This window comes from Pseudochelatococcus sp. G4_1912, assembly GCF_047501465.1.
Lineage (GTDB): Bacteria > Pseudomonadota > Alphaproteobacteria > Rhizobiales > Beijerinckiaceae > Pseudochelatococcus.
On the sequence record NZ_JAZDRL010000001.1, the window covers coordinates 681,510 to 699,274 of the forward strand.

The 17,765-nt window shown below is 50.3% G+C and carries 18 protein-coding genes and 1 tRNA gene; 7 read left to right on the plus strand and 12 right to left on the minus strand.

Annotated elements, in window-relative coordinates; genetic code table 11:
- Positions 1–176: 176 nt before the first annotated feature.
- The 5 genes from VRZ32_RS03210 (at position 177) to VRZ32_RS03230 (ending at position 3,646) form a co-directional block, all read left to right on the plus strand.
- Positions 177–1,586: a cytochrome ubiquinol oxidase subunit I gene (locus VRZ32_RS03210; protein WP_414524122.1), complete on the plus strand. Its 1,410-nt coding sequence runs from the start codon at positions 177–179 to the stop codon at positions 1,584–1,586.
- A gap of 14 nt (positions 1,587–1,600) precedes the next feature.
- A complete protein-coding gene (gene cydB / locus VRZ32_RS03215) occupies positions 1,601–2,608 on the plus strand; it encodes a cytochrome d ubiquinol oxidase subunit II (RefSeq protein WP_414524127.1) in 1,008 nt (335 codons plus the stop codon).
- Entirely contained in the window at positions 2,608–2,751 is a 144-nt protein-coding gene (locus tag VRZ32_RS03220) for a DUF2474 domain-containing protein (protein ID WP_414524131.1), read from the plus strand. Before cydB ends, VRZ32_RS03220 begins: the two co-directional genes overlap by 1 nt.
- A gap of 150 nt (positions 2,752–2,901) precedes the next feature.
- Positions 2,902–3,384 (plus strand): pyridoxamine 5'-phosphate oxidase family protein, encoded by a 483-nt coding sequence (locus VRZ32_RS03225; protein ID WP_414524133.1) that lies wholly within the window; start codon positions 2,902–2,904, stop codon positions 3,382–3,384.
- A gap of 85 nt (positions 3,385–3,469) precedes the next feature.
- Positions 3,470–3,646 carry a DUF3309 family protein gene (locus tag VRZ32_RS03230; RefSeq protein WP_414524135.1) on the plus strand — a complete coding sequence of 59 codons (177 nt, stop codon included), beginning with the start codon at positions 3,470–3,472 and terminating at the stop codon, positions 3,644–3,646.
- Between the two features lie 143 nt (positions 3,647–3,789).
- Here VRZ32_RS03230 and VRZ32_RS03235 read toward each other — a convergent pair whose 3' ends face one another.
- Entirely contained in the window at positions 3,790–4,209 is a 420-nt protein-coding gene (locus VRZ32_RS03235; protein WP_414524137.1) for a hypothetical protein, read from the minus strand.
- Positions 4,210–4,558: 349 nt separating this feature from the next.
- On the opposite strand from VRZ32_RS03235, the gene VRZ32_RS03240 reads away from it, so the two are divergent.
- Positions 4,559–5,032 (plus strand): VOC family protein, encoded by a 474-nt coding sequence (locus VRZ32_RS03240; protein ID WP_414525019.1) that lies wholly within the window; start codon positions 4,559–4,561, stop codon positions 5,030–5,032.
- A gap of 355 nt (positions 5,033–5,387) precedes the next feature.
- Here the strand turns inward: VRZ32_RS03240 and VRZ32_RS03245 are convergent, their stop codons facing one another.
- From VRZ32_RS03245 to VRZ32_RS03280, 8 genes are all read right to left on the minus strand, one after another.
- On the minus strand, positions 5,388–5,573 hold the full coding sequence (locus VRZ32_RS03245; RefSeq protein ID WP_414524139.1) for a hypothetical protein: 186 nt from the start codon (positions 5,571–5,573) through the stop codon (positions 5,388–5,390).
- Positions 5,528–5,965: an autotransporter outer membrane beta-barrel domain-containing protein gene (locus VRZ32_RS03250; RefSeq protein WP_414524141.1), complete on the minus strand. Its 438-nt coding sequence runs from the start codon at positions 5,963–5,965 to the stop codon at positions 5,528–5,530. Before VRZ32_RS03250 ends, VRZ32_RS03245 begins: the two co-directional genes overlap by 46 nt.
- Positions 5,966–6,226: 261 nt before the next feature.
- A tRNA-Glu gene (locus tag VRZ32_RS03255) sits at positions 6,227–6,301 on the minus strand.
- A gap of 162 nt (positions 6,302–6,463) precedes the next feature.
- Complete coding sequence (gene recJ / locus VRZ32_RS03260) at positions 6,464–8,188, minus strand: single-stranded-DNA-specific exonuclease RecJ (RefSeq protein ID WP_414525020.1); 1,725 nt, start codon at positions 8,186–8,188, stop codon at positions 6,464–6,466.
- A gap of 193 nt (positions 8,189–8,381) precedes the next feature.
- Positions 8,382–9,380: a class II fructose-bisphosphatase gene (gene glpX, locus VRZ32_RS03265; protein WP_414524143.1), complete on the minus strand. Its 999-nt coding sequence runs from the start codon at positions 9,378–9,380 to the stop codon at positions 8,382–8,384.
- Positions 9,381–9,444: 64 nt separating this feature from the next.
- Positions 9,445–10,767, minus strand: a complete 1,323-nt coding sequence (locus VRZ32_RS03270; protein WP_414524145.1) for a homoserine dehydrogenase — start codon at positions 10,765–10,767, stop codon at positions 9,445–9,447.
- A gap of 29 nt (positions 10,768–10,796) precedes the next feature.
- The gene (locus tag VRZ32_RS03275) at positions 10,797–12,014 is read right to left on the minus strand and encodes an LL-diaminopimelate aminotransferase (protein WP_414524147.1); all 1,218 of its coding nucleotides are present in this window, start codon (positions 12,012–12,014) and stop codon (positions 10,797–10,799) included.
- A 195-nt stretch (positions 12,015–12,209) separates the two neighbouring features.
- Positions 12,210–12,569, minus strand: a complete 360-nt coding sequence (locus VRZ32_RS03280) for a hypothetical protein (protein ID WP_414524149.1) — start codon at positions 12,567–12,569, stop codon at positions 12,210–12,212.
- A 176-nt stretch (positions 12,570–12,745) separates the two neighbouring features.
- On the opposite strand from VRZ32_RS03280, the gene VRZ32_RS03285 reads away from it, so the two are divergent.
- Positions 12,746–14,551: a PHA/PHB synthase family protein gene (locus tag VRZ32_RS03285; RefSeq protein WP_414524151.1), complete on the plus strand. Its 1,806-nt coding sequence runs from the start codon at positions 12,746–12,748 to the stop codon at positions 14,549–14,551.
- Between the two features lie 118 nt (positions 14,552–14,669).
- On the opposite strand, the gene VRZ32_RS03290 is transcribed toward VRZ32_RS03285, so the two are convergent.
- The 3 genes from VRZ32_RS03290 to argC form a co-directional block, all read right to left on the minus strand.
- Positions 14,670–15,392 carry a hypothetical protein gene (locus tag VRZ32_RS03290; protein ID WP_414524153.1) on the minus strand — a complete coding sequence of 241 codons (723 nt, stop codon included), beginning with the start codon at positions 15,390–15,392 and terminating at the stop codon, positions 14,670–14,672.
- A 418-nt stretch (positions 15,393–15,810) separates the two neighbouring features.
- Positions 15,811–16,551 carry a hypothetical protein gene (locus VRZ32_RS03295; RefSeq protein ID WP_414524155.1) on the minus strand — a complete coding sequence of 247 codons (741 nt, stop codon included), beginning with the start codon at positions 16,549–16,551 and terminating at the stop codon, positions 15,811–15,813.
- 214 nt (positions 16,552–16,765) lie between these two features.
- Positions 16,766–17,734 carry an N-acetyl-gamma-glutamyl-phosphate reductase gene (gene argC, locus VRZ32_RS03300; protein WP_414524157.1) on the minus strand — a complete coding sequence of 323 codons (969 nt, stop codon included), beginning with the start codon at positions 17,732–17,734 and terminating at the stop codon, positions 16,766–16,768.
- Between the last annotated feature and the right edge of the window lie 31 nt (positions 17,735–17,765).

Sequence of the window (17,765 nt, forward strand, 5' to 3'; positions counted from 1 at the left end):
ATCTTCTAAATAGTTTTCTTATTGTGCACATTAACTGTTTCATGCGGCACCAAGTGCAATTGCTTCTTTCTGTAAGACATGATCACATCTGCAGATAGATTCTTTCATATTCTGGTTAGACGCTGCTCAGTAATTTTCGAGGCGGAGCCAGTTGAACCTGCTGAGGAGAGCCAGCCATGTTCGGTTTTACAGCGCTTGAGCTGGCCCGCATGCAATTCGGATTTACCGTCTCTTTCCATATCATTTTCCCGGCCATCACCATCGGGCTGGCGAGCTATCTGGCCGTCATTGAAGGCCTGTGGCTTTGGAAGAAGGAAACCGTCTATCGCGACCTCTATCACTTCTGGTCCGCAATCTTTGCGGTCAATTTTGCCATGGGTGTCGTGTCCGGGCTGGTCATGGCCTATCAGTTCGGTACCAACTGGAGCTATTTTTCATCCTTTGCCGGTGGTGTCACCGGACCATTGTTAACATACGAAGTATTGACCGCATTCTTTCTTGAAGCGGGCTTTCTGGGGGTGATGCTGTTTGGTTGGAACAAGGTGGGGCCAGGGCTGCATTTCTATGCCACGATCATGGTGGCGCTTGGCACGCTGATTTCCGCAACATGGATTCTTGCTTCCAACAGCTGGATGCAAACACCGCAAGGATATGAAATCGTTAATGGTATCATCGTGCCGGTTGATTGGCTGGAGGTCATCTTCAACCCTTCATTCCCCTATCGCCTGGCGCATATGACGGTGGCAGCCTTCCTCTCCACGGCATTATTTGTTGGCGCTTCAGGTGCATGGCATTTGCTGAAGGGCCGCGACACACCAGCAATCCGCACGATGCTTTCCATGGCTTTCTGGATGGTGCTCTTTTCTGCTCCCATTCAGGTTGCAATTGGCGATCAGCATGGTCTGAACACATTGCAGCACCAACCTGCCAAGATTGCAGCCATGGAAGGACACTGGGAGAATGAACCCGGCCAAGGTATGCCGCTCATCCTTTTCGGTATCCCCGATATGGCGACAGAAACCACCAAATACCAAATCGCAGTGCCAAGGCTCGGCAGCCTTATTCTAACTCATAGTTGGGATGGCCAAATCCAGGGTTTGAAATCATTTCCGCCAGAAGACCGCCCGAACTCCACTGTGGTGTTCTGGAGCTTCCGCGTCATGGTTGGGCTTGGCCTGCTGATGTTGCTTCTAGGGGTATGGGGCGCCTGGGCGCGGTGGCGCGGCACGTTGTTTCAATCAAAGCCCCTATTGCGATTTGCCATATGGATGGGGCCTTCTGGCCTGATAGCTATTCTGGCAGGGTGGTTCACCACGGAGATCGGACGCCAACCGTGGGTGGTCTACGGAGTGATGCGCACGGCAGATGCTGTATCCGGCCACTCGGCCATGGCGCTCTCTATTACGCTGATTTTGTTCATTGTGATGTACTTCATCGTGTTTGGCATAGGCATCAGCTACATGCTCAAGCTCGTGGCACGTGGCCCCTCGATAAGTCACGATCCGGCAGAAGAAGGCCAGTCACAACGCCCCGCACGCCCTCTGTCAGCTGCGCCTGACAGCGTTGATCCAACGCCCAACATTTAGGAAGGATTGCAATCATGGGAATAGACCTTCCACTTATTTGGGCGGTAATCATCGCTTTTGGCCTCATGATGTATGTCATCATGGACGGCTTCGATCTCGGGATTGGGATCCTGTTTCCCTTTGTGCGGAACAGGGCTCACCGCGATACGATGGTCAACACGGTAGCGCCCGTATGGGATGGTAACGAGACTTGGCTGGTGCTTGGTGGCGCCGCTCTTTTTGCTGCGTTTCCAATGGCATATGCGATCATCTTAAGCGCACTTTATATCCCGCTTGTGCTAATGCTCGCTGGTTTGATCTGGCGGGGTGTGGCCTTCGAGTTTCGCTTCAAGGCAGATGAAACGCACAAGCCTTTCTGGGATATGGCCTTTGCGTGGGGCTCGTATATTGCCACTTTCTGCCAGGGAATGGCACTGGGGGCCTTCATCAATGGCTTCAATGTTGCCGATAATGCCTACGCCGGCGGCTTGCTGGACTGGTTGACACCTTTTAGTGTTTTCACAGGCTTCGGTCTTTTGGTTGCCTATGCTCTACTAGGTGCAACATGGTTGATCATGAAGACCGAAGGTGAGCTACAAGCGCGAATGATCAACCTGGCGAGACCCGCTACCTTTGTCCTGTTGGCCTTCATCGGCGCGGTTAGCGTGTGGACTCCATTGGCACATCCTGAAGTATACGCGCGTTGGTTTGCATTACCCAACTTCTTGTTCTTTGCACCAGTACCCGTGCTGGTTCTACTGGCTTCGGGACTGCTGCTGCGCATCTTGAATCGTAACAGCCAGGCAGGCCCATTCATGCTAACGCTGTTTCTGTTATTCCTGGGATATAGTGGCCTGGCCATTAGCTTGTGGCCAAATATCATCCCTACGACGATATCAATTTGGGATGCCGCCGCCCCGCCGCAATCGATGGGCTTCACACTGGTTGGTGCGCTCCTGATCCTCCCGTGCACCCTCGCCTACACTGCCTGGTCCTATTATGTTTTCCGCGGCAAAGTTAAGCCCGGTGAAGGATATCATTAATGCCAGAAGTAGGAGAGCCGCGCACCTCATTCCTGCGGCGGGTTGGATGGCTGGCTATCATCTGGTGTGCCAGCGTAGCTACGCTTGCTGTGGCGGCACTTGTATTTCGCGCGCTTATGAATGCTGCCGGCTTGACCTCCTGACAGAGTAGCATGCTCGTAAAGCCAATTGATCAGAAGCCCTCAGCGCATTTTCCACAAAGGTGCGTTTCCGCTAAATGATTGAAACTGGTTGCAGATAAGGAACTATTTGGCCACGAGATCGATTACTCAATCTAAACAGTGGAGGACACAATGCCAAATCATGCCGAAGATGAGGCAAAAGCTTGGGATCTGATGGAAAGCATCAGGATTTGCATGCTCACAACGCAAAAAGGCGATATGCTACGATCCAGACCAATGTTTGCGCATATCGATATAATCGCCAAGAAGCTCTATTTCCTGACTGACGTCACACATCACAAAGACGATGAGATAGAGCAAGCCCCAAGCGTATGCTTGGCATTTGCTGATACTGAAAACAGAAAATACGTTTCTGTATCAGGCTTTGCTTCGGTTTCAAACGATCGGCAAAAAATCAAATATCTCTGGTCATCATCAGCTGAGACATGGTGGGATAATGCAGATGATCCTTCCATACGTATATTAACAATTACGCCAACTGCAGCCGAATATTGGGATAGCCCAGGGGCAGTTGTCACTACAATAAAAATGCTTACAGCAACTATTACAGGCGAAAAGCCAGATATTGGTGATAATGCAAAGGTAGATCTTTAATACACACTACAATGTAAGCATAAATCCATCTGACTATTCCAGTCTACAAAAATAGCAAACACCTCTTGATTTAAGGAGAATTAGCATGGGTACAATCATACTGATTATACTACTTATCCTCATTCTTGGCGGCGGCGGCGGTTATTATGGATACAATCGTTATGGCGGACGCGGCCTTGGTGGTGTGCTGGGAACATTATTGATTATATTGCTAGTCTTGTATCTTCTCGGCATGCTCGGTGGCGGCGTAGGACGTATATAATATCAAACAGAATTAGGACAGGTTGCGCCATTCCTTATCCTTTAAGGACAGCGCAACCTACTCAAGTTTAATATTAAGTTTTTCGGGAAATCAGTAAAAGCATACTAAGACACGCCATCAACAATTTACTTATCTCCGCTCCCTTAATTGCTTTTGTATGTCATATTATATATTTCACCAAGGCTGTCTGATATCTTACTTATATCTTCATTATAAAGTAATTCTTGGATTACAGTTTCACTTTCAGCAACAACACTGCCACGCAAGGGCGTACCTGAATTTTTATTTATGGCCTTTTCAAGCCCTCTAAGGAAGTCTTCCCCTCCGGGAATATTTGATACACGTTCTTTTACATTAGCAAGATAAAGAGATTTAAGCTCCTTATTGGCGTGATTATGCCATATAAAGGAGAATACGCGCCCGAAAATAGCGGATAAGATAGTGCTATATTTCTTTACATCAACGGCTGCTACTTTACCATATGTCGATTTCGCCAACCTCAGATCAGTATTTTCAGTATTTGAAGAAACGCACGTTCTCGCTGCAACAGAAATATCCGACATGATACACCTATGAATTTATAATCTTAAATTATATAAGCGTTGGAATTCAACAAGTAACATATAGGGCGAAAAAGTGTCAAAGTCAAGCCTAAAATAAGCGATCCGGTTCTTTCTGATGATTTCACAAAAATGAACTGCTCTGGGTGAGCAGAAAGTCCAGCGCTCTTTAAGTTCATAGCTAGCTCTAAACTATCCGCTGCTTTGATACGCAGGTTTATTCAGAAGCTTGTGCTATAATTCAAAAACATACCCGCGGAACAATCTGAAGAATTCAAGACTTGAAATTGCTGGCATACATTCAAACCTAAATGCGGTTGAGAAAAAGCGTATGAAGCGAAAGGAATACGCCATGGTAAAGAATACGATTTGCCTCTGGTACGACAAAGAGGCTGAGGCAGCAGCTCGCTTTTATTCCGAAACCTTTCCCGACAGCATGGTGAGTGCCATTAACCGCGCACCAAGTGACTATCCATCTGGCAAGGAAGGCGACGTGTTGACCGTCGAATTCACCGTTGCGGGCATTCCTTGTATCGGCCTTAATGGGGGCCCCGCATTCAAACATAACGAATCCTTCTCGTTCCAGATCGCCACTGACAATCAGGACGAAACCGACCGCTATTGGAATGCCATTGTCGGCAACGGCGGCCAGGAGAGTGAATGTGGCTGGTGCAAAGACAAGTGGGGGATTTCGTGGCAAATCACACCGCGCGTGCTGACTGACGCCATGGCAGCAGGTGGCAACGAAGCTAAGCGTGCATTTGAAGCCATGATGACCATGAAAAAAATTGATGTGGCTGCGATCGAAACAGCGCGACGTGGTTGAAACCATCGCAATTCTAAACTTGCAAGGTTTTTACGCCGGTCACGTACGAGTTTACAGCTCATCCCAGAATGACCAGCGAGATAATCAGGCATAGTTTAAGAGTTCAGGCATGAAGGGATGCGTATAGCAAATGCTCTGCTGCATCATGCGGGTCAGCGAGCACGTACCATTCCTGGCGATTGCATCCGGTCAGTCACTGAATCCGAACGGATATACAGGTACAGGCCCATCAATACAGCCTGATCCTTGGCAGTTACTGTCGCCCACATTTTTGTGTGGTTTGTCTGCGTTTTTTTCAGCTTGCGTTTATTTGATCATCACATTGCACGCAAGCTGCTCCATAAACCGGACCGCCCTAGAAGTTGACGGTCATATATCCCTTGACGCCGTGGTCCTGGGCGTTTTTGGCTATTTGCCCGCTGTAGGCAACCCCAAGGCGCGTTGTCGTGCCGATCCCGATGTCGCCACCCAACCCAAGAACCAGCGCATTCTGCGCTAGCGGCGTTCCGATAATCGAGAAAGCACCCGTCTGCGCCGACACGACGCAGCACGCGGCCTGATGTCTCCAAAGGCATAGCGCCAGCCAATCATGCCGTGCACCCGGCCTTCCACGCTACCAACTTCAACCGTATGCGATAAACGCACACCAGCCGTCGAAAAACCTGTATTCGCATCCGACGTATGCCCATAAAGCCCTGTGCCTAAACCAAGGTCACGCTCTTCAATCCCATCCACTCGATGCGCAACATACGCAAGGTTGACAAACGGCTCAGCCGTGATGGACTGCACACCAAACGTGTAGCTCGCCTCCCCATAAACCTGCAATGTCCGCGCGTCATATTGAAGCGCGGCTTGCTGATACCCCGGAGACAGCGGAAGCCATAGCGCAGTCTGAAAGCCACCTGTATCACAACCTTGGCGACGAAGCTTCATGGATGCGTTAAGGCAGCTCCAGAGCACTATGATGCTCTCAGGTACATTAAGAACGCTGAAGGTCTTGCATCTGCAATGCTAACTTTTATATGCCCTGAGGTGATGAGGACATTAAAGCGAGATTGCGTAGACAAGCAACACAACAGCGGTTGTTAATATCGAAAAGGAACAGGAGAGCTAATTCACTTGCTGCTTTTAACATCGTATCATTTTTTGGGAAAATCTCTGCTTATCAATGCATTAGCACCAAGCAAAAAATGATGGTGCGCCCAAGGGGAATCGAACCCCTGTTTTCGCCGTGAAAGGGCGACGTCCTGACCGCTAGACGATGGGCGCCTCAACCGGTTCCGGTTAAGTGATGAGAGCTATAGAATGGTTATTCGGATCCCGCAAGGCTTGTTTTTAAACTTTAAAAGTTTTCCACATCCTTGTACTTATTTTTCTACAACATGCGCAAACTTAAGCGTTTCAGCTCACTGGGAAAGGATGAAATTCCCTCTAGCGCATGGTCTGACGCATGGGGTCAGCTCTGCAGACATCGAGTAGCCGCAAACTTACCTGCGTACGTCCGCCCCAAGTATCGAGCGTCAACGTACCAGCTGCATGAACCGCCTGCCCTTTCATGCCAAGCAATGCCTGCCCAAGCGGCTGATCTGCGGCGCGAAACACCATGCCGCCAACCGAAGTGCCATCTCCTGCGCGCAGCCGGATGCGAACATGGTTTGCACCAACGATAGTGGCATCCGTTAGAAGGTGATTGCCAAATGCAAACACTGGCTCCGGATTTCCAGAGCCATATGGACCCGCACGCGTAATGCTCGTGACAAGCTCTGGCGTTGCACCACCTGCAGTCAGCGCAGCATCCACGCCAAGGGCTTCACCAATGCTGGAACGATCAACATCCTCAGCCAAAAGGGTCGACAGGCGCTCCCTAAATGCCGCAATGCCATTGGGACCAAGCGTCACGCCTGCTGCCATGGCATGTCCGCCACCCTTAACCGCAATGCCCTCTTCAACGGCGCGACGCACAGCACGCCCCACATCCACGCCGGGGATTGAGCGGCCAGAGCCAGTGCCGCCTCCTGCTTCATCAAGCGCAAATGCAAATGCCGGGCGGTTAAAGCGCTCTTTAAGTCGCGCTGCCACTAACCCAACCACGCCCGGATGCCAATCCGGAGACGCAACCACGAATACCGCCGGTTCGCTCTCTAGCAGCGCCAGTTCAGCCATCGCTGTTGCTTCTTCAACCGCAAGTCGTTCAACGGCTTGCCGCTCAGCGTTCAGGGAATTGAGCTCGGAGGCAATGCGTGCGGCATTCACCGGATCATTTGTCATCAATAACGTTGCGCCCAAAGCCGAATCGCCGATACGACCACCCGCATTGATTCGTGGGCCGAGCAAAAATCCGAGATGCCACGCCTCTGGCGGCCCTGACAGGCCCGATACATCAATCAGCGCAGTTAAACCAGGACGTCGACGTTGACGCATGATGGAAAGGCCCTGCTGCACGAATGCCCGGTTAAGGCCTTGTAGAGGAACAACATCCGCAACCGTTGCGAGGCCGACCAAATCAAGGTCGGAGAGAAGGTCAGGCTCTTTCTGTGTGCTTTTTCCCGCACCGTGCCAGAAACCACACTTCCGCAATTCACGCTGAACGGCGACCAGTGTCATGAACACGACGCCCGCTGCACAAAGATGTCCTAATCCTGAAAGATCATCCTGACGGTTCGGGTTAACAATTGCGATTGCTTCCGGCAACTCAGCGGCTGCTTGATGGTGGTCCAACACCACAGCATCCATTCCTAGTTTCCGCGCCTCCGCAAGTGGCTCGTAGCTGGCTACCCCGCAATCAACGGTCACAAGAAGCTTGCAACCTGCTGCATGCAGCTCTCTGATTGCTGAAACATTCGGGCCATAACCGTCCACGATACGGTCTGGAATACGCACGATAAAAGGAGTGTCAGTGCGCGCTAGATAGCTGCCAAGAAGCGCTGCAGAGCATGCACCGTCAACATCATAATCACCAAAAACCGCGACCTTTTCGCCCCGCATGACTGCCTCGGCGATGCGGGCCGCTGCACGGTCCATGTCAGCAAGAACGGATGGATCCGGCATGAGATCCCGCAGGCGCGGCGTCAGATAAGCTTGTGCATTGTCGACAGTAACTCCCCTGGCCGCGAGCACTCTAGCCACAATATCAGGCAAGCCATGCAGTTGCACCATAGCAAGCGCTGAAGCTCGCTCCAGGTCGGAACAACGATCCCGCCATGCGCGCCCAAGAATGGATTGAGTGACGCCCAGAAAAGGACGCTGTTCGGCAGATTCTGACTGATGCACTGGTCCGGCACATATCGTTATGGCAGACCGGCATCATTTATGAACAACGCCGGCGCCTGAAAATTAATCGAGGTGAGTATCAATCGAGATGAAATTTACTCAGATCACGGTGCTCGCCGCGAATACGGCGCACAGTGCCGGTTGCAGAGCGATAGACAATTGTTTCGGTTTCAACCACATCCTTACCAAATCGCACGCCAGACAGCAGGGCCCCGTCGGTCACGCCAGTTGCAGATACAACCACGTCACCCGCAGCAAGTTCTTCAATCGAGTATTTGCGGCTTGGATCAGTAACACCCATTGTCTTCGCGCGTTCGCGCTTTTCGGGCGTATCAAGGATGAGACGGGTTTGCATCTGCCCGCCTACGCAGCGCAGTGCAGCAGCAGCAAGCACACCCTCAGGCGCACCACCTGTGCCCATGTAAATATCAACGCCGGTTTCACCCGCCATGGCAGTGAAAATAACGCCAGCAACATCGCCATCCGTTATAAGGCGTACAGATGCACCTGTGCGGCGAATAGCAGCAATGGTTTCAGCATGGCGCGGACGGTCAAGCACAAGGGCCGTAATTTCAGATGGCTTCACGCCCTTTGCCTTGGCCAACGCTTCAATATTCTGCTCTGGCGTGGCATCAAGATCGATGAGGCCTGAAGGATATCCTGGGCCAATGGCAATCTTTTCCATGTAAACGTCAGGGGCATTCAGAAGAGAACCGCCCTCCGCCATAGCCATAACGGCGATAGAACCTGGCATATCCTTAGCGCATAGCGTCGTGCCTTCCAGCGGATCAACGGCGATATCAACTTTAGGGCCCGTTTTATTGCCGACCTTCTCACCAATGAACAGCATCGGCGCTTCATCACGCTCGCCTTCGCCGATGACAACCGTGCCATCGATTGAGAGACGGTTCAATTCGCGGCGCATAGCATCAACCGCTGCCTGATCTGCACCTTTTTCATCACCCCTGCCCCGCAAGCGTGCGGCCGCAACTGCAGCGCGCTCGGTAACGCGAACGAGTTCCAGCGTAAGAATGCGGTCGATGTAATGGCTGGCCTTCAATTCGGTTTCATTGGACATGGAAATCAGACTCCTGAGGGATGCGATCGCGTCAATGCAGCTTGAGTGAAAGACTCAGGCGGCACTATTCACGCTCAATACGGATAACCTGTGGCTTTTCGACGACATACCCCTCGGCGATCACCTTATCAACCGCCGTTCGTATGGCTTGTTCTGTCGTTGCATAGGTTATAACCACCACTGGCACCGGTGCACCAGACCGTCCCGTAGGATCAAGCAAGGCCGCATCCTCGGACCGGTTCTGGATGATACTCTCAAGCGAGATGCCGGCGTTGGCAAAACTTGTAACGATGGATGCCGCAGCACCTGGCGTGTCAGCCACCGTAAGGCGGACATAATAACCACCTTCATGGCGTTGCATTGGCTCCTGCATTGCACGCCCCAGCGTTGCGACCGGACTGCCAAACGGCGGGCTCATGAGACCACGTGCAACATCGGCAATATCTGCAATAACCGATGAGGCAGTCGCATCCCCCCCCGCCCCGGGGCCGACAAGCGTAAGCTCGCCCACAGCATCCGCATGAATGCTGACGGCGTTAGTGACACCCATCACACGCGCAATTGGAGAATCAGCCGGAACCATCGTTGGATGAACACGCTGTTCAATGCCTGACTCTGACCGTTCCGCCACACCCAAAAGCTTGATGCGATAACCAAGTTTCTTGGCCATGCGGATATCAAAGGAATCAATCGTTGAGATCCCTTCAACATAAACAGCATCGATATTAACATCCACGCCGAAGGCCAATGCTGCAAGAATGGTCAGCTTATGTGCCGTATCATTGCCACCGATATCAAATGTCGGATCAGCCTCGGCATACCCTAGTGTTTGCGCCTGCTTCAGGCACTTGGCAAACGACAGGCCTTCCTTCTCCATCCGCGTGAGGATGTAGTTGCATGTACCGTTAAGTATCCCCGAAATGCGCGAAATACGGTTACCGGCAAGCCCTTCCCGCACCGTCTTGATGACAGGAATCCCGCCCGCCACTGACGCTTCAAAAAGCAGCGGAACCTTCATTTCTTCCGCGAGCACCGCCAATGCACGTCCGTGATGGGCGATGAGCGCCTTGTTAGCCGTTACGACCGACTTGCCAGCGCGCAACGCCGCTTCAACAGCTTCTTTTGCCGGGCCATTATCACCACCGATCAGTTCGACAAAAATGTCGATATCAGGTGATTGTGCAAGCGTTACAGGATCTTCAAACCACTCCACTTCGGAAAGGTCAATCCCACGATCACGCGTTCGGTCGCGCGCTGAAACAGCAGTGACCACAATCGAACGACCGCATCGCGCTGTAAGCACGTTCCGTTGCAGATCGAGAAGACGAGCGACAGATAAGCCGACCGTACCGAGGCCGGCGATACCGACCCGTAAAACATGCGCCATATCAGTACCGGATGCGAGTGATGCGCACTTTAGCGGTGCGCTGCCAATGGGACAACGTTGTGCAACGTTTTGTCAGCTGTTTCAAGGAAACGCCGTAAATTACGGGCGGCCTGCCGAATGCGCTGTTCGTTTTCAACCATGGCAATACGAACATATTCATCGCCATGCTCACCAAACCCGATACCCGGAGCGACGGCAAGTTCAGCCTTTTCCACCAATAGTTTGGAGAACTCCAGACTGCCCAGCTCACGGAACGGCTCAGGAATTTTCACCCATGCAAACATCGACGCGCTTGGAACCGGAATATCCCAGCCTGCGCGGCTGAACGAATCGATCAGCACATCGCGGCGCTGTTTGTAGACGGCGCGCATCTCATGGATGCAATCATCAGGCCCATTAAGAGCAGCCGTTGCTGCAACCTGAATAGGCGTGAATGCACCATAGTCGAGATAGGACTTCACCCGGCCTAGCGCTGCAAGTAACCGTTCGTTACCCACCGCAAAGCCCATACGCCATCCAGCCATCGAATAGGTCTTCGACATCGAGGTGAACTCGACTGTCACATCGATAGCGCCCGGCACCTGCAGCACTGATGGTGGCGGTTCACCATCAAAAAACACTTCCGCATAGGCCAGATCCGATAACAGGATAAGCTCATGCTTTTTCGCGAATGCCACCAGATCGCGATAGAAATCAAGCGAAGCAACATAGGCTGTAGGATTTGACGGATAGCAAACAACGAGCGCAATCGGCTTCGGGATAGAGTGAACGACGGCTTTTTCAAGCGCCGGGAAGAAAGCGGGCGTCGGCTCGGCCGGTACAGAACGGATCACACCGCCTGCCATCAAAAAGCCGAATGCATGGATTGGATAGCTGGGGTTCGGCACCAATACCACATCACCAGGTGCTGTGATGGCTTGCGCCATGTTAGCGAAGCCTTCCTTCGAGCCAAGCGTTGCAATCACTTGTGTATCGGGATTCAGCTTCACGCCGAAGCGCCGATCGTAATAGGCAGCCTGAGCACGCCGTAAACCTGCAATCCCGCGTGAAGCGGAATAGCGATCGGTGCGCGGCTTGCCAACCGTATCGACAAGTTTCTCGATCACGTGTGGCGGAGCAGGCAGATCGGGATTTCCCATGCCCAGATCAACAATATCGGCACCCGCCGCACGAGCCGCCGCCTTGGCGCGATTAACTTGCTCGAACACATAAGGAGGAAGGCGCTTGATACGATGAAATTCGGTCATGAGTACAGATCCGGGGTTAAGTGCGTTGCCGACCCGCCTGGTTGCGAGCCCTCACCTTGTAAGCCGTGCGCTATAAAAGCATACGCAAGCAGCTCCAGAGAGATTGTTTATCACTGACACGCAATGCGAGGAAATGTTTTCTTGCACAAACCTGTCTCTCCCGGAATGGCTATTGCGGCACAGTGCCGTTGAAGGCTATTCCAGCGGTGGGATGACAGGTGGTTGGGCCATTGGCGTATTGCCAAGAGCACGCGCTGTCGCGGCTTCTGCTTCGTTGCTTGTGCGGCGTTTGTCCAGATTACCCTTGAGCTTTTCAAGCTCGTCTTTGCTTAGAGGTGCATGACCACGATCAGGCGGCTTTACGCCAACGGGTTTATAATCAAGCACCTCTGCCCGCGATTGCGAGACAAAATCGGCGGATGGGTTTTCTTTTGCGGCAAATCCCGTTGCAACGGCAATACCACGAACAGGACTATTGCCTGCACATCCCGCACAGGTTAACAAAATAAACAAAAAAGTCGGTACTGACGTTGATTTGCGTAGGATACCCAACATGGATGATGACTTTCATGGCAAAAGCGGCAACTTTGATTGTCAGCGTTGCATGAGTGTCACCGCAACGGACGGCAATTAAGCTTAGTCCTTTAAATCCTGATTGGAGAAGGCTGGCAAGATGCCTTGCTTCCTGTTCAATAACGCGCAGACCCGGTCTCCACGAGGAAACGAAGAGTATGTCGAAGAACGACGCCAAATCAGAGCCAGATTTTCCCCTTCCGGATTTTGAAGCTTTATCGCACAACATGGCCAAGCTCGTCGAGGAGACCGGGAAGGCAACTGCCGCTTTTCTGGCGCCGATAGAAAGCGGACGTACGCCGCCAAAGGGGCCAGGGGATGTCTCCGATATGGTCAAGACGCTTGGACAGCTGGCCGAGCACTGGATCTCCAACCCGCAAAAAGCTGTTGAAGCGCAGATGAACCTTGCTACTGGTTTCATCGATTTGTGGACCAGCACATTCAAACGTCTGAACGGCGAAGAAGTTGCGCCTGTTGCCCAGCCACTGCCTGGTGACAAACGCTTCCGTGGGGATGACTGGCAGGATCATCCGGTCTACGATTTTCTTAAGCAGGTCTATCTGATCACAAGCCACTGGGCTGACCACCTGGTTGATGGCGCAGATCTAGATGATGCCACACGGCAAAAAGCTCGCTTTTATGTGAAGCAAATTTCAAGCGCGCTCTCACCTACCAATTTTCTGGCCACCAATCCTGAAGTGCTTCGTGAAACGATCAATGAGAATGGCGCTAATCTTGTGCGCGGCATGCAAATGCTGGCAGAAGATATCGCAGCAGGAAATGGCGAGCTGAAAATCCGCCAAACACCTCCAGATAGCTACGAAATCGGGGTGCATCTTGCCACAACACCTGGCAAGGTTGTTTTCCGTAACGAGCTTTTTGAGCTCATACAATACTCACCAACCACCAAAGACGTTTTGAAACGCCCCCTTCTGATAGTGCCACCGTGGATCAATAAGTATTACATTCTTGATCTCACTTCGGATAAATCCTTCATCAAGTGGGTTGTGGATCAGGGCACCACACTTTTCTGCATCTCGTGGGTAAACCCCGACGCTTCACTCGCCGAGAAAGATTTTGACGCTTACATGCGGGAAGGCGTTCTGACGGCGATTGATGTAGCGTTAAAAGCCACGGGAGAGAAAACGCTCGCGGCTGCTGGCTATTGCGTTGGCGGCACCCTATTGGCAATGACGCAAGCCTATCTCTCGGCAAATGGCGACAAGCGCATCGACAGCATAACGATGCTTACAGCGCAGGTCGATTTCTCGCGGGCGGGAGACCTCAAGGTATTCATCGATGATGAACAGATCAGCCAGATCGAAAATCGCATGGCCACAAATGGTTATCTCGATGGGATCGTTATGGCCAGTGCCTTTAATGCGCTTCGGCCGAATGATCTGATCTGGCCATATATGATCAATGTTTATCTCAAGGGCCAATCACCCTTTCCATTTGATCTTTTGCACTGGAATTCCGATTCCACGCGCATGACCCAGGCTAATCACTCTTACTACCTGCGGAAGTTCTATCTGGAAAATACGTTCGCGCGCGGCGAGATGGCAATCGGCGGTGTCAAGCTGCACCCCAAGAATATAACAGTTCCTGTCTATGAACTTGCAACGCGAGAAGATCACATTGCACCGGCAGAATCTGTATTTCTTGGCGCGCAGCTACTGGGAGGGCCGGTACGTTTTGTCCTCTCCGGATCAGGACATATTGCTGGCGTGATAAACCCGCCTGCCCGCGGAAAATACCAGTACTGGACATCGCAAGCGCCACTTTATGGCGACATAACCGGCTGGATGGCTGAAGCAGTTGAGCATCCCGGTTCCTGGTGGCCGGATTGGTATAACTGGCTAGAACAGCAAGCCCCTGAACGTGTACCCGCGCGTGATCCAAGCAAAGGGCCACTCAAACCAGTAGCGGATGCACCAGGAGAGTATGTAAGGGTAAAATCATAGAAAAACAATCAAGAAATCTTCTCAATTGCACTGTCTTATCTGACAATAAAAACCGAAACGAAGCAAATGCGGTAACATTTGCTTCGTTTATATGCTTACATACTATTATTTGATGCAATCATGATTTTAAAATATCCCTTACGCCTTTCCAATAATAATTAATAGCCGTCTCTGGCTTTTTCTTACTTGGAGATGCTGACGGATTGGGGTCTTTTTTTATCTTCTGATCAACAAATTCTTCCAATTTTTTTCTGTCTTCAGGGGTCAATATAGGCAACTTAGATTTAATGCTATTTTTCCATTCATCATCTTGCTTAGTAATGGCTGACATTAGATTAGTGCCTGTCAATCCCTGAGAGCCAGCGTTCAGGTCTTTCTCAATCTCGTTAAGCGCCTTTTGAGAGACCTTAAGTGCCTCTTGAAAGGCCTTAGTTTTATCTTTAATTCCCTGAACACAAGAAGCCTTGTTTTGAGCTGAAACTAAAGCCTCACCCAACTCTTTTTCAACCTTTTTAACAACATACGCGCTTAATGGTTTACGGCTGCCTGCATCAACAAGACTCGATAAAGAATTAAACAACGAAAAATCTGGATTATACTTAATACCAGCAGCTTCAGCTCGATTTTTTATATCTGTAAAATAATTCTCTTTTAGTGCTTTATTTTGACCGCCATCAAGAATCCAGGAAACAGCACGACCAAAGAATGCAGTGAAGGCATTCCGATAAGTTACGGTGATAACAGCTGAATCTGCGCCAGCCCATTTAACGTCTGCAAGCTTATCGTTAGAGACAAGAGATGAGGCAGCATGCACTTGAGATGAAAAACTTACATTGCTCATAGCAATTCCTATCTAAAATTATAAACAAAATGGGCAAAAAATTATCATCAACAAGAGCGTTGAAAATAACGCCACCTGATCGATAATTTTATTATGCGAGAATTTATGTCAAAAACAAGCCGCTCCCGGGTCTAAGTTTAGGCAGGTATTCTTTTTGATACACACACGCTTTATGCTTCACGATATATTTAAAATACCAATATAACTTACAATTACACTTTCAGCATCAAACGTAAATTTTGCACCGCGGCTCCATCCAAGCTTAAAGGCCACTCAAACCAATAACGGATGCACCGGGGAGTATGTAAGGGTAAAATCATAGAAAAACAATCAAGAAACCTTCTCAATTGCACTGTCTTATCTGACAATAAAAAACAGAACCTAAGCAAATGCCATCGCATTTGCTTAGGTTATACGCTTACACACTATTATTTAAAATTGTTACTTCACTCCAATAAAATGGAGCGGTCTCTTGTGTTTTTTTAATTGGAGATGCTGGCGACTTGGGAGGAGGAGCTAGCTTCCCCACCAATTCTTCCAATGTTTCTTTATCGTCAAGGCTCAAGATAGATATATGAGAGTTAGCGCTATCTTGACATATAGAGTTTTGAATATTGATGACTGGCCCATTACAAACATCGTTCAGAGTTTCCATCACCTTAAGCGTATCTTGAGAGACCTTAGATTTAGATTTATCTTTAATTTCCTGAACATACGGGTCCATGCTCAAGCTACCAGGAGCTTTAAATTTCAAGCCAGCATACCCTACAAGAGCTTTAACGTTTCCTACAGGCTCTTTAAGCTGAGTACAAGAACGCTCCAATTTCTCTTCAGCCATTTTAACAACATACGCGCTCAAAGGCTTACGTGAGTTCACATCAACAAGACCGGAAAGAGTTTTTAGAAATTCATCCCTTGCAGCACCAGTTACACTTGTGCGCGCCATCATATCGGCTACATATCGGTCTTTGAGAGACTTATTAGCACCGCCATCAAAAACCCAGGAAACAGCGCGACCAAAGAATGCAGTGAAAGCATTCCGATAAGTTACGGTGGTAGCAGCTGAATCTGCGCTAGCCCATTTAACGTCTGCAAGCTTATCGTTAGAGACAGAAGATGAAACAGCATACACCTGAGATGAAAAACTTACATTGCTCATAGCAATTCCTATCTAAAATTATAAACAAAATCAGCAGAAAATTATTATCAACAAGAGTGACAAAAATAATGCCACCTGATTGATAATTTCATTATGCGGAAATTTATGTCAAAAATAAGGCGGACTTGGGTTAAAATTAGGCAGGCGCGTTTTTTTGATACGCATACGCGCTTTATGCTTCATGATATATTTGAAATACCAAGATAATTTATAATTATACTTTCAGCATCAAACGTAAATTTTGCACCGCGGCTCCAGACGCTCCCTTACCGAGATTGTCGAGGCGCGCCACAAGAACAGCCTGATCTTGTTCCACATTACTAAAAACATGTATGTCGAGCGCATTGGTATTATTCAATGCCAAAGCCTCAATCCTACCCGGGGTTTGCGGATCGTCTAGCGGCGCGACCGATACATATCCGCCCTCGCCATAATGATTAGCCAAAGCAGCATGCAGATCCTTGGCCTTAGGCGCTCCAGGCAAATCCTGTAAAAACAGCGGAATACTGACCAACATGCCCTGTCTGAAATTACCGACAGATGGCACAAAGATGGGCTGCCGATTAATCAACCCGTATGCCTTGATTTCGGGTAAATGTTTATGTGTAAGGCCAAGTCCATAGAGCTCGAACGCTGGCGCATTGCCCGCTTCGTAATCCTCAATCATGGTGCGGCCACCGCCTGAATAACCGCTAACTGCATTGATTGCGATCGGATAATCCTGCGGAAGCAGGCCTGCAGTTACCAGCGGCCTCAATAGTGCAATAGCACCTGTGGCGTAACATCCCGGATTAGCAACATGCGACGCTCCGGCAATAAGCTCAGCTTGCGCGCTATCTAATTCTGGAAAGCCGTAGGCCCAACCATCACTCACACGATGCGCGGTACTGGCATCCAGCACACGGGGAGCGTCTTTACCCAGCGATGCCGCAAGGCGAACGGAATCCCGGGCGGCATCATCTGGCAAGCAGAGTATAATCAGATCTGCTTGCGCCATAAGTTCGCGCCGGGCATCAGCATCCTTCCGCTTTTCAGGCGCGATGCTGAGAACTTCCACAAGGCCAAGCTCATCCAAACGCGTGCGAATGCCAAGACCGGTTGTGCCTGCTTCACCATCGATGAAGACGCGAGGCTTTACCTTGGTCTGATTAGCATTGCGCTCCTGCATGGATGGACCGGACATCGTTATACCCCATTAGAGAAAAATGCGGCTT

Coding starts and splice junctions, on each gene's coding strand:
- VRZ32_RS03285 (WP_414524151.1), top strand. CDS start 12,746: ATGTCGAAGAACGACGCCAAATCAGAGCCAGATTTTCCCCTTCCGGAT.
- VRZ32_RS03275 (WP_414524147.1), bottom strand. CDS start 12,014: ATGACCGAATTTCATCGTATCAAGCGCCTTCCTCCTTATGTGTTCGAG.
- VRZ32_RS03210 (WP_414524122.1), top strand. CDS start 177: ATGTTCGGTTTTACAGCGCTTGAGCTGGCCCGCATGCAATTCGGATTT.
- VRZ32_RS03220 (WP_414524131.1), top strand. CDS start 2,608: ATGCCAGAAGTAGGAGAGCCGCGCACCTCATTCCTGCGGCGGGTTGGA.
- VRZ32_RS03240 (WP_414525019.1), top strand. CDS start 4,559: ATGGTAAAGAATACGATTTGCCTCTGGTACGACAAAGAGGCTGAGGCA.
- glpX (WP_414524143.1), bottom strand. CDS start 9,380: ATGTCCAATGAAACCGAATTGAAGGCCAGCCATTACATCGACCGCATT.
- VRZ32_RS03270 (WP_414524145.1), bottom strand. CDS start 10,767: ATGGCGCATGTTTTACGGGTCGGTATCGCCGGCCTCGGTACGGTCGGC.
- VRZ32_RS03225 (WP_414524133.1), top strand. CDS start 2,902: ATGCCAAATCATGCCGAAGATGAGGCAAAAGCTTGGGATCTGATGGAA.
- VRZ32_RS03230 (WP_414524135.1), top strand. CDS start 3,470: ATGGGTACAATCATACTGATTATACTACTTATCCTCATTCTTGGCGGC.
- VRZ32_RS03280 (WP_414524149.1), bottom strand. CDS start 12,569: ATGTTGGGTATCCTACGCAAATCAACGTCAGTACCGACTTTTTTGTTT.
- cydB (WP_414524127.1), top strand. CDS start 1,601: ATGGGAATAGACCTTCCACTTATTTGGGCGGTAATCATCGCTTTTGGC.
- VRZ32_RS03250 (WP_414524141.1), bottom strand. CDS start 5,965: ATGAAGCTTCGTCGCCAAGGTTGTGATACAGGTGGCTTTCAGACTGCG.
- argC (WP_414524157.1), bottom strand. CDS start 17,734: ATGTCCGGTCCATCCATGCAGGAGCGCAATGCTAATCAGACCAAGGTA.
- recJ (WP_414525020.1), bottom strand. CDS start 8,188: ATGGTGCAACTGCATGGCTTGCCTGATATTGTGGCTAGAGTGCTCGCG.
- VRZ32_RS03290 (WP_414524153.1), bottom strand. CDS start 15,392: ATGAGCAATGTAAGTTTTTCATCTCAAGTGCATGCTGCCTCATCTCTT.
- VRZ32_RS03295 (WP_414524155.1), bottom strand. CDS start 16,551: ATGAGCAATGTAAGTTTTTCATCTCAGGTGTATGCTGTTTCATCTTCT.
- VRZ32_RS03235 (WP_414524137.1), bottom strand. CDS start 4,209: ATGTCGGATATTTCTGTTGCAGCGAGAACGTGCGTTTCTTCAAATACT.